Annotated in this window: 12 protein-coding genes and 3 pseudogenes; 10 read left to right on the top strand and 5 right to left on the bottom strand. The window is 52.8% G+C overall.

The genetic code is table 11. The features are described 5' to 3' along the window. The first annotated feature begins 50 nt into the window (after positions 1-50). A complete protein-coding gene (intI1, locus tag Q1L34_RS26290; protein WP_000845048.1) occupies positions 51-1064 on the top strand; it encodes a class 1 integron integrase IntI1 in 1014 nt (337 codons plus the stop codon). Positions 1065-1411: 347 nt separating this feature from the next. Here intI1 and Q1L34_RS26295 read toward each other — a convergent pair whose 3' ends face one another. Together Q1L34_RS26295 and Q1L34_RS26300 are read right to left on the bottom strand one after the other, a co-directional pair. After that, positions 1412-1978 (bottom strand): recombinase family protein, encoded by a 567-nt coding sequence (locus tag Q1L34_RS26295; RefSeq protein WP_003159185.1) that lies wholly within the window; start codon positions 1976-1978, stop codon positions 1412-1414. Positions 1979-2106: 128 nt separating this feature from the next. Further along, positions 2107-2355 (bottom strand): type II toxin-antitoxin system YafQ family toxin, encoded by a 249-nt coding sequence (locus Q1L34_RS26300; RefSeq protein ID WP_011191340.1) that lies wholly within the window; start codon positions 2353-2355, stop codon positions 2107-2109. A 654-nt stretch (positions 2356-3009) separates the two neighbouring features. Between Q1L34_RS26300 and Q1L34_RS26305 the strand changes: the two genes are divergently transcribed. The 3 genes and pseudogenes from Q1L34_RS26305 (at position 3010) to Q1L34_RS26315 (ending at position 4861) form a co-directional block, all read left to right on the top strand. Beyond that, a complete protein-coding gene (locus Q1L34_RS26305; RefSeq protein ID WP_012477889.1) occupies positions 3010-3306 on the top strand; it encodes a HigA family addiction module antitoxin in 297 nt (98 codons plus the stop codon). 172 nt (positions 3307-3478) lie between these two features. Then, a pseudogene (locus Q1L34_RS26310) lies at positions 3479-4093 on the top strand (replication protein); the annotation flags it as partial. Positions 4094-4156: 63 nt separating this feature from the next. Further along, positions 4157-4861, top strand: coding sequence for an IS6-like element IS26 family transposase (locus Q1L34_RS26315; RefSeq protein WP_001067855.1), 705 nt, complete (start codon positions 4157-4159; stop codon positions 4859-4861). A gap of 53 nt (positions 4862-4914) precedes the next feature. Here the strand turns inward: Q1L34_RS26315 and Q1L34_RS26320 are convergent. Further along, a pseudogene (locus Q1L34_RS26320) lies at positions 4915-5546 on the bottom strand (transposase); the annotation flags it as partial. A gap of 394 nt (positions 5547-5940) precedes the next feature. Here Q1L34_RS26320 and Q1L34_RS26325 point away from each other — a divergent pair. Continuing rightward, entirely contained in the window at positions 5941-6597 is a 657-nt protein-coding gene (locus Q1L34_RS26325; protein WP_001516695.1) for a quinolone resistance pentapeptide repeat protein QnrS1, read from the top strand. Positions 6598-6915: 318 nt separating this feature from the next. On the opposite strand, the gene Q1L34_RS26330 is transcribed toward Q1L34_RS26325, so the two are convergent. Further along, on the bottom strand, positions 6916-7530 hold the full coding sequence (locus tag Q1L34_RS26330) for a recombinase family protein (protein WP_014839983.1): 615 nt from the start codon (positions 7528-7530) through the stop codon (positions 6916-6918). Between the two features lie 161 nt (positions 7531-7691). On the opposite strand from Q1L34_RS26330, the pseudogene Q1L34_RS26335 reads away from it, so the two are divergent. The 4 genes and pseudogenes from Q1L34_RS26335 to Q1L34_RS26350 all read left to right on the top strand — a co-directional run. Then, positions 7692-7874: pseudogene (locus Q1L34_RS26335) on the top strand (DUF4158 domain-containing protein); the annotation flags it as partial. A gap of 90 nt (positions 7875-7964) precedes the next feature. Then, positions 7965-8555 carry a plasmid pRiA4b ORF-3 family protein gene (locus Q1L34_RS26340; RefSeq protein WP_012477564.1) on the top strand — a complete coding sequence of 197 codons (591 nt, stop codon included), beginning with the start codon at positions 7965-7967 and terminating at the stop codon, positions 8553-8555. A 136-nt stretch (positions 8556-8691) separates the two neighbouring features. Continuing rightward, positions 8692-9264: a recombinase family protein gene (locus tag Q1L34_RS26345; RefSeq protein ID WP_001493762.1), complete on the top strand. Its 573-nt coding sequence runs from the start codon at positions 8692-8694 to the stop codon at positions 9262-9264. A 36-nt stretch (positions 9265-9300) separates the two neighbouring features. After that, positions 9301-10692, top strand: a complete 1392-nt coding sequence (locus Q1L34_RS26350; RefSeq protein ID WP_014839878.1) for an ISKra4-like element ISKpn19 family transposase — start codon at positions 9301-9303, stop codon at positions 10690-10692. Positions 10693-10775: 83 nt separating this feature from the next. On the opposite strand, the gene Q1L34_RS26355 is transcribed toward Q1L34_RS26350, so the two are convergent. Beyond that, positions 10776-11117, bottom strand: a complete 342-nt coding sequence (locus tag Q1L34_RS26355; RefSeq protein WP_014839931.1) for a hypothetical protein — start codon at positions 11115-11117, stop codon at positions 10776-10778. 586 nt (positions 11118-11703) lie between these two features. Between Q1L34_RS26355 and Q1L34_RS26360 the strand changes: the two genes are divergently transcribed. Further along, on the top strand, positions 11704-12309 hold the full coding sequence (locus Q1L34_RS26360) for a hypothetical protein (RefSeq protein ID WP_017900953.1): 606 nt from the start codon (positions 11704-11706) through the stop codon (positions 12307-12309). Positions 12310-12351 lie beyond the last annotated feature (42 nt).

The following is a 12351-nucleotide window of genomic DNA, read 5'->3' on the forward strand; positions in this document are numbered from 1 at the left end:
GCTTGGATGCCCGAGGCATAGACTGTACAAAAAAACAGTCATAACAAGCCATGAAAACCGCCACTGCGCCGTTACCACCGCTGCGTTCGGTCAAGGTTCTGGACCAGTTGCGTGAGCGCATACGCTACTTGCATTACAGCTTACGAACCGAACAGGCTTATGTCCACTGGGTTCGTGCCTTCATCCGTTTCCACGGTGTGCGTCACCCGGCAACCTTGGGCAGCAGCGAAGTCGAGGCATTTCTGTCCTGGCTGGCGAACGAGCGCAAGGTTTCGGTCTCCACGCATCGTCAGGCATTGGCGGCCTTGCTGTTCTTCTACGGCAAGGTGCTGTGCACGGATCTGCCCTGGCTTCAGGAGATCGGAAGACCTCGGCCGTCGCGGCGCTTGCCGGTGGTGCTGACCCCGGATGAAGTGGTTCGCATCCTCGGTTTTCTGGAAGGCGAGCATCGTTTGTTCGCCCAGCTTCTGTATGGAACGGGCATGCGGATCAGTGAGGGTTTGCAACTGCGGGTCAAGGATCTGGATTTCGATCACGGCACGATCATCGTGCGGGAGGGCAAGGGCTCCAAGGATCGGGCCTTGATGTTACCCGAGAGCTTGGCACCCAGCCTGCGCGAGCAGCTGTCGCGTGCACGGGCATGGTGGCTGAAGGACCAGGCCGAGGGCCGCAGCGGCGTTGCGCTTCCCGACGCCCTTGAGCGGAAGTATCCGCGCGCCGGGCATTCCTGGCCGTGGTTCTGGGTTTTTGCGCAGCACACGCATTCGACCGATCCACGGAGCGGTGTCGTGCGTCGCCATCACATGTATGACCAGACCTTTCAGCGCGCCTTCAAACGTGCCGTAGAACAAGCAGGCATCACGAAGCCCGCCACACCGCACACCCTCCGCCACTCGTTCGCGACGGCCTTGCTCCGCAGCGGTTACGACATTCGAACCGTGCAGGATCTGCTCGGCCATTCCGACGTCTCTACGACGATGATTTACACGCATGTGCTGAAAGTTGGCGGTGCCGGAGTGCGCTCACCGCTTGATGCGCTGCCGCCCCTCACTAGTGAGAGGTAGGGCAGCGCAAGTCAATCCTGGCGGATTCACTACCCCTGCGCGAAGGCCATCGGTGCCGCATCGAACGGCCGGTTGCGGAAAGTCCTCCCTGCGTCCGCTGATGGCCGGCAGCAGCCCGTCGTTGCCTGATGGATCCAACCCCTCCGCTGCTATAGTGCAGTCGGCTTCTGACGTTCAGTGCAGCCGTCTTCTGAAAACGACATTTGAACCGGGAACCTTCCCTTTTTGGCTAGGCGTGAAACAATGGTCATTTTCCCTATACCCAAAATGACCAGGAGGCCCGCATGAAAGTCGCACGCATCTACCTGCGCGTGAGTGTCATTTTCAGAAGACGACTGCACGGAATATCAGGAGTCGGCTGCACTGGTGGATTGCAGCGCGGTGTACAGGGCCGTCTTGCTCACCTTGAGCCGTGTAGCGGCCTCTCGGACATTAAGCCCGTTGGCGATGTGCTCCCGCGCTCGCTGCAACTTGTCGGCGGTGACAACCGGCTTTCGCCCGCCCTTCCTCCCACGAGCGGCGGCGGCAGTCAACCCGGCCTTGGTGCGCTCGCGGATCAAGTCGCGCTCGAACTGGCCCAGCGCGCCGAACACGTGGAAGATGAGCCGCCCGCCTGGCGTGGTGGTGTCGATGGCTTCCGTCAGAGAACGGAAGCCGACGCCTCGCGCTTCCAGCGCGCCTATCGTTTCGATTAGGTGCGGCATAGAGCGCCCGAGCCGATCCAGCCGCCAGACGGCCAGCACGTCGCCGTCGCGCAGGTAGGCCAGCGCATCAGCCAAGCCGGGGCGGTCGGCCTTGGCCCCGGAAGCCGTGTCCTCGAAAACGCGCTCGCAGCCTGCCTTGCGTAGCGCATCCGTCTGCAAGGCGGTGTCCTGTTCCGCCGTCGATACCCGCGCATAGCCGATCAGTGCCATTTGCCGCCTCTCTTGTCCGTCATTCCGTCCGCCTATCTTAATGTCCGACAACCCGTTGTGCAATAACTTTGCTGGACAGTGTCCGGCATGGCCGACTAATGATCGTTTGGCGGACAAGGCGACTGGCATCAGCCGAACAGCTCGCTATGGGAGCCAAGCCGCGCCAGTCGCAGGGTGTCGGCGTCGGACTTGCGGTAGATCAGCAGCAGGTCGGGCTTGATGTAGCATTCGCGGTAGCCCGCCCAATCGCCGGAAAGATCGTGGTCGCGGTATCGCACATCCAGGGGCTGATCGGTCGCCAGCGCGACCAGAACCGGCTTGAGGTCATCATTCGTGCAGCGGACTCCTGATACTGTTCGTTCAATAGACGACTGCACAACAGCCTTCAAACCGCGTTGTCTGGTGCAGTCGTCTTCTGAAAATGACAGTGGCCAGCAAATCCAATCATGTAAAGAAAACCATCGTTATTTTTACGCCTATTTTGGATTGCGCAATCCAAAATTGAAACACTAGATATGGTGGCCGCGATCAGCTGCCGGCGCACAAGATGTTGTGTTGGTGATGGCTGTTGCTAAGTTCAGATCTGGACGCCAGAAGTAAATCAACAGCTCAACCAGGTGATCGCCTCGATGCGGTGAGACAAGTCCCCCCCTATTACAGGCGGCAGCTCGACCAGGTGGCCAACTCACCAGGCACCGGCAGCAGCTCAACCAGGTGATCGCCTCGATGCGGTGAGACAAGTCCCTCCCCTATTACAGGCGGCAGCTCGACCAGGTGGCCAACGCACCAGGCACCGGCAGCAGCTCAACCAGGTGATCGCCTCGATGCGGTGAGACAAGTCCCTCCCCTATTACAGGCGGCAGCTCGACCAGGTGGCCAACTCACCAGGCACCGGCAGCAGCTCAACCAGGTGATCGCCTCAATGTTGTGAGACAAGTCCCTCCCCTATTACAGGGCGGGCCTGATCTATTGTTGAAGTTTACCAACTAGGTTACACTTCAAAACACATCATTCTGATGAGGGCTTATTACATGAACCAATCACGACCGGCCACACCTGGCCAGATACTTGAAAGGGAATTCTTGGCCCCGTACGGAATCACTCAAACAGACTTGGCCACCCATACCGGATGGACAAGAAAGCACGTTAATCAGCTATGTCGCGGGCGAGTGCCTGTTACAGTCGATAGCGCGTTTATCCTGGCAGCAGCTACACGAACAGAGCCGGAATACTGGCTAGGGCTGCAAAGTGCCGTGGATCTATGGGACGCAGAGAATGACGAGGCGTTGCGTAGTCGTCTAGGACAGGTGAGGCCGTTAGCGGCATAGAAAGGGAAAACCCCGGAAACCAACTTGGCGGGCGGTTTACCGGGGTCTAAATTTGGTGGCACTTTCGGTGAGCTTGGCGGCAACCGAGGTGCCGGAGCCTGGATAAGGCTAAGGGTTGCACCTCCTATTATAGCGGGAGTGTACCCCTTGGCAAGTTAGGGGTGCATCAATAATGGCGCAAGCTCAGTTGTCCTTGTTCGGTCAGAACGAGGCAGAAACATATCACGACACAAGCGCAAGGGGCTTTTTCTCGCTCCTGGTGCAATGGCCAACCGGCAAACGTCAATCCTCTTTCCCTCTTGAGCAGATGCCAACAGTCCTTAATGCTGTTGATCATCGTCTTGATACCTGGCTATCACAGGCCGAGTTTATGCGGCCAAACAGGCGAGTCGTGAACCTCCTTCGGATTGGTTTGTTATTCGCTGATCTCGATACCTACAAGATGCCCTGGGCTCAAGGTCGCAAGCCTGAAGAACTGGCGGCGGCCATCACGTACTTTTGCCAGTCTGAAGGCATACCGCAGCCATCCATCATGGTCTATTCAGGGCGTGGCATTCAGGCTAAATGGCTACTGGAAAGGCCAGTACCTCGCCAAGCCCTGCCCCGCTGGAATGCTTGCCAAACCCATCTAATCAACAAGCTGGCCGAGCTGGGCGCTGATCCAGGGGCAAAGGATGCAAGCCGAGTGCTTCGCCTGGTCAATACCGTGAATTCAAAGAGCGGGGCCGTGTGCCGTGTGGTTCACGTACTGGAAGAAGGGGGCTTACCCATTCGCTACAACTTCGAGGGCACTGTTGCAAATAGTCGGTGGTGATAAACTTATCATCCCCTTTTGCTGATGGAGCTGCACATGAACCCATTCAAAGGCCGGCATTTTCAGCGTGACATCATTCTGTGGGCCGTACGCTGGTACTGCAAATACGGCATCAGTTACCGTGAGCTGCAGGAGATGCTGGCTGAACGCGGAGTGAATGTCGATCACTCCACGATTTACCGCTGGGTTCAGCGTTATGCGCCTGAAATGGAAAAACGGCTGCGCTGGTACTGGCGTAACCCTTCCGATCTTTGCCCGTGGCACATGGATGAAACCTACGTGAAGGTCAATGGCCGCTGGGCGTATCTGTACCGGGCCGTCGACAGCCGGGGCCGCACTGTCGATTTTTATCTCTCCTCCCGTCGTAACAGCAAAGCTGCATACCGGTTTCTGGGTAAAATCCTCAACAACGTGAAGAAGTGGCAGATCCCGCGATTCATCAACACGGATAAAGCGCCCGCCTATGGTCGCGCGCTTGCTCTGCTCAAACGCGAAGGCCGGTGCCCGTCTGACGTTGAACACCGACAGATTAAGTACCGGAACAACGTGATTGAATGCGATCATGGCAAACTGAAACGGATAATCGGCGCCACGCTGGGATTTAAATCCATGAAGACGGCTTACGCCACCATCAAAGGTATTGAGGTGATGCGTGCACTACGCAAAGGCCAGGCCTCAGCATTTTATTATGGTGATCCCCTGGGCGAAATGCGCCTGGTAAGCAGAGTTTTTGAAATGTAAGGCCTTTGAATAAGACAAAAGGCTGCCTCATCGCTAACTTTGCAACAGTGCCGAAGCAGATTATGCGTTCTCATAATGCGATACACCCGCTTTGCATTAACCACAGGCAGGCCGTCCCGCTCCGACTCCCGTCGCAGCAGCGCCCACACACGGCGATAACCATACGTCGGCAGGTCAGCCACCGCCATGTTTATCCGGGACAATACGGTGGTATCGTCAGAACGGGGCTGCCGTCTGCGATCCTGTCAGTCAGATGGCCGGTGAACCCGAATGCTCAACTGCGCACGCGACACGCCAAGACTTCTGCAAACGTCGCTTATTCGTCGTTCCCAGGCAACGAGGGCGCATGCGCAATCCATTTTTTTGCCCGGCCGAACTCCACGGCCTCTTTGAGTATCTCGGCTTCCATCGTCTTTTTGCCCAGAAGGCGCTGGAGTTCGCGAATTTGCTTATTGGCGGCAGCGAGTTCGGAGGCCGGCACCACTTCCTCGCCCGATGCAACAGCCGTCAGTGAACCGTCTTAATATTGCTTGCGCCATTTGAATATCTGGTTTGCATTGATGCCATGCAGGCGCGCGACATGAGACACGGTCATACCGGGCTCCATAGTCTGCTGAATAATGGCAATTTTTTCCTGCGGTGTACGACGCCGACGCCGCTCAGGTCCTGATAACACTCCAACCATCTTATCGTTCTGACTGGTATTAAACATAGTTCCAAGACTACCTCTTATTTTAAGAGAGTCGAAGTGTCTGGTGATCTATGGGGCCAGTCTAGCCCTCTTCCAAGTGTAGGGAGATATAGTCAAAGTTTGCTTCTCCGCCGATGAGTCCGCCCTGCGTCGGATAGTCCGATTTTTTACCGGCGAAGCACGGCTCTCCTAACCCTATCTAAAGCGAATAACTTTTTTCAACAGGGCCGCGTGCCAATGCAAGAGCGATAGGCGCTCTACGCGCCAATTTGACCACTTAAAACAGGTAAATTGAGGGGTTGTAATGTGTTGATGTAACAGGCTTTTATTTTAATGTCTTGGCATATGTATAATGGTAGTCTAGCCCTCCTTTCAACAAGGAGTACTCATGGAAACCTACAATCATACATATCGGCACCACAACTTTTCACATAAAGACTTAAGTGATCTCACCTTCACCGCTTGCACATTCATTCGCAGCGACTTTCGACGTGCTAACTTGCGTGATACGACATTCGTCAACTGCAAGTTCATTGAACAGGGTGATATCGAAGGCTGCCACTTTGATGTCGCAGATCTTCGTGATGCAAGTTTCCAACAATGCCAACTTGCGATGGCAAACTTCAGTAATGCCAATTGCTACGGTATAGAGTTCCGTGCGTGTGATTTAAAAGGTGCCAACTTTTCCCGAACAAACTTTGCCCATCAAGTGAGTAATCGTATGTACTTTTGCTCAGCATTTATTTCTGGATGTAATCTTTCCTATGCCAATATGGAGAGGGTTTGTTTAGAAAAATGTGAGTTGTTTGAAAATCGCTGGATAGGAACGAACCTAGCGGGTGCATCACTGAAAGAGTCAGACTTAAGTCGAGGTGTTTTTTCCGAAGATGTCTGGGGGCAATTTAGCCTACAGGGTGCCAATTTATGCCACGCCGAACTCGACGGTTTAGATCCCCGCAAAGTCGATACATCAGGTATCAAAATTGCAGCCTGGCAGCAAGAACTGATTCTCGAAGCACTGGGTATTGTTGTTTATCCTGACTAATTGCTTTGATGTGTGATTTTAAACGCTCAAATTTATAAAACGAATAATATTGTCAACCTTGCAATAATAGACATAGGGACAACCATGTATAAATTTTTACCCTCAGGCGTCTTCACAATAGAGCCATATAGCAGTGGGTCACTTAGTGGGCTTAATTTTTCCATTAAAGATAATATTAATATTGCTCAGTATAAAACATCATATGGTAGCCCATCTTGGCAAGTAAACATAAGGCTGCCATTTATAAGGCACTGTTGCAAAAATGTGGAGGTGATAGGGGTACTACGCCGGAACCCCAGATTTTTCCGTCCGTTCAAATTATCCACGGTTGAACAGCTTGATCCCGTCCGCCCGCAGTTGACCAACAGGGGAAATATGCCTGTACAAAGTTTGCCGGGTTATCCCAAGTTCCTGGCATAGCGTACTGACCTTTGTTTCTGATTGTCCCATTGATGCCATTGCCAGTCGCAGTTTGACTGGCGTCATTTTATAAGGTCGGCCGCCGTTCCGCCCACGGGCTCTTGCTGATGCCAGACCTGCAGTCGTTCTTTCAGCAATCAGTTCGCGCTCAAACTCCGCCAGTGCGGCAAAGATACCGAAGACAAGCTTGCCAGCGGCCGTTGTTGTGTCGATAGTCGCCCCGTGACCGGTCAGCACTTTCAGACCGGTCCCCCTCGCGGTCAGGTCGTGCACTGTATTAATGAGATGACGAAGATCACGACCGAGGCGGTCCAGCTTCCATACGACCAGCGTGTCTCCGGGTCGTAGTGCTTTCAGACAGGCTGTAAGTCCAGGACGCTCTTCTCGTTTGCCCGATGCCCGGTCCTCATAAAAATGTGCGGCATCAACACCTGCGGCGATCAGTGCATCACGTTGTAAATCATTCGTCTGCGAACCATCCGCTTTTGACATCCGAATATATCCGATGAACATATTTCCTCTGTCACATATACGTTCGATTATGTGACATTCTGATTTGGGTACCATAATCTGTCAACGGTAGTCACATTACCCGTAATTTAAATTATGACACGTAAAGGTTCTATGTTAATGATAATGTGACAAGCGCGTTTAAATAGGCATAAGGATCAGAGATGCCTACTAAAAATAAGCTCCTCAGTATTCTTTCGGACGCCGAGCAGGAAGCGCTCTATGGTCTACCTGATTTCGATGATGCACAGCGGCTGGAGTTTCTGGCGCTGAATGAATATGAACTGGCGCTGGCCTGCAGTCGCCGGGGGCTTCACGCTCAAATTTATTGCATCATCCAGATCGGAGAGCATGAAAAACCTCGGGGCAGCCATCGAATGATGCCATCTACAGGGGTTAAAATAACCACCATCATTTCATAACAATACCTGCTGACTATGAAGATCTACGTCATCAAAATAGCAGTTCATGGAGTCAGTCCGATGGTCTGGCGTCGGCTGAGAATTGCTGCCGACACGTCACTGGCCGCGCTTCACTTCATTTTCCAGATAGTGCAGGGCTGGGGGGACGACCATCTCCATCAATTTCACATTTATGGCAAAGATTACGGTATCTCCTACGAAGGAGGCATCGGTTTTGTCGATAATCCGTTCCGGGTCGTGATTGATGATTTTGCTTTTGATGCTGGCGATCGCTTTACCTATGAATACAATTTCTTTGAGCACTGGCTTCATGACATTCGTGTTGAGGCCATTTATGAAAACTCTACGCTGAAAGCGCCGTTTTGTATAAGCGGCCATGGTATGCCCGGAGCCACAGCTGCGGATGAGTTCGATAAAACCCTGGCGTTTCTTGAAGCTATCGTTAATGCGGATGATGAAACAACGGTCGGCGAGATCCGCCCTTTTGCTGACGACCTGGATGCTGTCAGGTTCAACCGCCACAAAATCAACCGGCAACTGAGCAGGCTCGACCTTGCATCTCCGGTACTGGAGCCTGAAGTTATCTGGCTGGGCCGTCGTCGCTGACTGATGTCTATAAAGGTATACGTTTTCAGCATGCCTCTCAGATCCCCGAAAAAATGTCTATAAACCTCCCTAAATCAGTGTTTATGGATTATTCTTTAAATCTCTATGATGTTTAAAGACCTTCCGGAGGTTTTGCGTGCAATATGCCTACATCAGGGTAAGCTCGGCCGATCAGAATACGGCCCGTCAGGAAGAGGCATTGTCAAAGGCGGGTTTTCAGCCTGATAAAATTTGTGTTGAGCATGCCAGCGCGAAGGACACAAACCGCCCGGGGTTACAGGAACTCCTGGGGCAATTACGCCCTGGTGATACGCTTCTGGTTCATTCCATCGATCGCCTTTGCCGGAATATGTCGGATATGTGCGCTGTCACCACCCGGCTTCGTGACCAGGGCGTTACCCTTATTTTTCTGAAAGAGCAGCTGACGTTCAGCGCCGGCACAAACAATCCGATGCAGGAACTGCAGCTGCACATGATGTCGGCATTCAGCCAGTTTGAACGAGCCTTACTGAAGGAAAGGCAGGCCGACGGCATCGCCGCGAAAAAAGCACGGGGTGAAAAAACAGGGCGCCCCGGCGCCGATATCAAAAAGATCCAGGAAATTGACGCACTCAGAAGCAGAGGGGTCAGGCTCAGGATCGCCTGCGACCATGCGGGCCTTGGCGTTTCCACATATTATAAGCTTCGTCACCAGATGAACAACCAGTAGCCGGGAGATAGTCATCCACCACAGCAGGAGGCAATGATGCAACTGACGCTCCAGATAGTCATCACCGATGAATCAGGCTCCAGTCGAACGGAGGAACTGATGACAATCCAGAAATCAGGGGAGACCCGGAACGACATCGGATTATCGGTGTCAGAATCCAAGCTGTTGCTGAATACGGTCCAGCAGTCGGTGGTCCAGCTGCAGGCAGACGAATATACTCAACACCATATCCGGTGCCCTCACTGCCTTGCTGCGCGCAGAATCAAAGGCAAACAGAAAATACGGTACCGGACGCTGTTTGGCGTTATTCCGGTATCCGGGCTTCGGGTGTACCGGTGCCGTTGTGAAGAGAGTGATACAAAGACAGTCAGTTTGCTCAGCGACTGGGCCGGCGATTATTCTCACCCGGCACTGAAATATATTGAAACCCGCTGGGCCTCGATGATCTCCTATGAAATGACGACTCGTCTGCTGAAAGATATTCTGCCGGTGGGCCACAGCCTGAATGCCTCAACGGTGAGGAATCATTTATGCCAGGTGGCGCAGCGTCTTGACGCTGAGGCTGAAGCTCATTCAGGTTTTCTTTCCGGCTGCCCCCGCGACTGGGGGAACCTGCCCAGGCCAGGAAAACCGCTTGTGGTGGGTATAGATGGTGGTTATGTTCGCGATCGGGATGACAAAAAGCGTAATTTTGAAATTATTGCCGGGAAGTCTTTTTCCGTTGGTGCGCCTGCTGACACCCGCCGCTTCGGTTTTGTTCAGAAGGATGACTGTCATCCGGAACGCAGGCTCATGACCCACCTTTCAGCGCAGGGAATGCAGGCCAACCAGCAGATATTTTTTCTGTCCGACGGCGCGGATAATCTCAGGGACCTCCAGTTCGGTATGTACCCTGAGTCAACGCATGTGCTGGACTGGTTTCATATCACCATGAGGCTGACGGTGCTCATGCAATATGCCCGGGGACTGCTGGTATCAGATCCAGAGGCGGGGAGTAAAGTTCTGGCACTGCTGGAAAGCATTAAACGATATCTCTGGCATGGCAATGTTGTCGCTGCGCTGGAACATATTGATAATTGCGTTATGTATTGCGATGACCCTGAACTCAGCTATCCTAGCCTGAAATCCCTGCAAAAACATCTGGATGAAATGTATACCTACATCCGGAATAATAAGATGATGATCCCAAACTACGGCGAAATGCGTCGGTACGGAGAGCCGGTATCAACCGCGTTTGTGGAATCCACGATCAATGAAGTGATCGCCAGACGAATGGCCAAAAAGCAGCAGATGCAGTGGAGCAGAAAAGGGGCTCATTATTTGTTACAGACCCGGACCGCCGTTTTGAATAACGAACTGCAGGATAAATTTGTCTGCTGGTATCCGGGTTTTCAAAGTGACGGGAAGGGACCAGCGATGGCAGCATAGCTCACGCTGCCCCAATATTTTTTATGCTCTCCTTTCAGCACAATCGGAAAAAGAGAAGCGTGAGAACAGCCGGGTATTCACATTCAGAGAGACCGGATTTCTGAAAATTTATCCATGGTTCGTTTTTTATCGATACGTGCCTGCCGCCACGCCTGAAAGTCCGGGCGTGTTTCAGCCATCCTGACGACCTCGACAGAGAAAACCTTATATTTGCCCTGCTGCTGGGGCGAGCCAAGCCAGCGGCGAATGGCGGCGTCTGTCCACAGACAGGAGTTCTTAAGCCTGTAGACGGTGATCCATTTTTCTGACCATGCATCAAATCTCTGGCAACGCAGCTGATACCGTCGCTCTTCTTCCCGTCTTTTCCAGTCGCTGTCTGCAGCAAACTTTCGGTGACCAACAAAAATCCCCTGGACTTTGCCCATGTCCTGCCTCCCCCGGAATGTTGTCATTATCAACGGTATCAGGTCAGAGCCGTAACGGCCAGCAGTGCCAGGCAGAATACACCGGACGGCATCTTACCCGGAGAGGTGTCTACTGTATGCGACAAAGTGGTCAACCCCGGAGATGGCCATCTCCACAATTTCTGAATGTCAGCATGACCATCAGTGATAATACAGCAAACGTAAGACAACATACCTCCCGCCCTGCAAAGCATTTGCTCCGCAGCGCCACGCTCTGCGTGGGTCACGACTGTGCACATTATCGACATATTCTTTTTTTCTTTTTTTTATTTTTTCTCTTTTTTTCACCCGCGCGGGGAGGGCGGCCTGGCACCGTAAAGGGCCTAAGGCCTAGAGGCATGTTGTCTTACGATTGGGTGCGGTTGTCGGCCACTCCCTTTTCGATGATTGTTTCGCCTGAACTCACGCTTTAACATCCATCGCTGGTGGCCCGCCGTCACGGCGAAATTTCTAACTGAGCGAGGTTTGTGTGAGCAACAGAGGCAGAGAAGACAGCGTTACCGATGTGTTTAAATCTCAGGTGCGGAATGCATGCCGTGAACACGGAATGAGTGATCTCATTGCCTCACTGAACGGCCGCGACCGGGATTTTAATGCCGATACCCTGTTCGGAGTATGCGACCGGTTCTTCCTGGTCGAGATGAAATCGTACAACCGTAATGTTCGTGATGAGGCCAAAAAACCTGCTGTCTGCCTTCTCTGCAATGGATTACAGAGAAACTCTCAGGTCCGTCGCTGGCACAAAGCATGTCACTTCATCATGTGGGGGCGTGTTGTTAAGGATTCGCTTGAAACCCGTTTCACCATCTACCAGGACAGTGTATGTCGGGATTCTGTCCTTCCGAACTGCAGTGGTCTCGGGGAGCCTCCTGAACCAACCATCTATCGGGGGGAAGACCTGGCAAGGGGAGCAGCTTTAGGTACAGCAGGCTTATCAAAACCAGATTTTTTCCATTACCTGTGGTGGCTGTTAAATGGCAGGGCTGTAGATGTAGACGAATTTAAAATCGCGCCCGGTAGCAGGTTAGGTTTCAGTTTGTTTGGTACATCGGATACAACTGGTTCGGTAATCAGTAAAACGTTCAGCACTTACGGTGAACTTGAAATGTGGGCTGACGAGGCATTAAGACGATTACTCAGCACCAGGAGATAACCATCTGAAGATATTGCGCCGGTGTGATCCACGTTTTTGCTG

Source organism: Klebsiella ornithinolytica, from assembly GCF_030505655.1.
Taxonomy (GTDB): Bacteria; Pseudomonadota; Gammaproteobacteria; order Enterobacterales; family Enterobacteriaceae; genus Klebsiella; species Klebsiella ornithinolytica.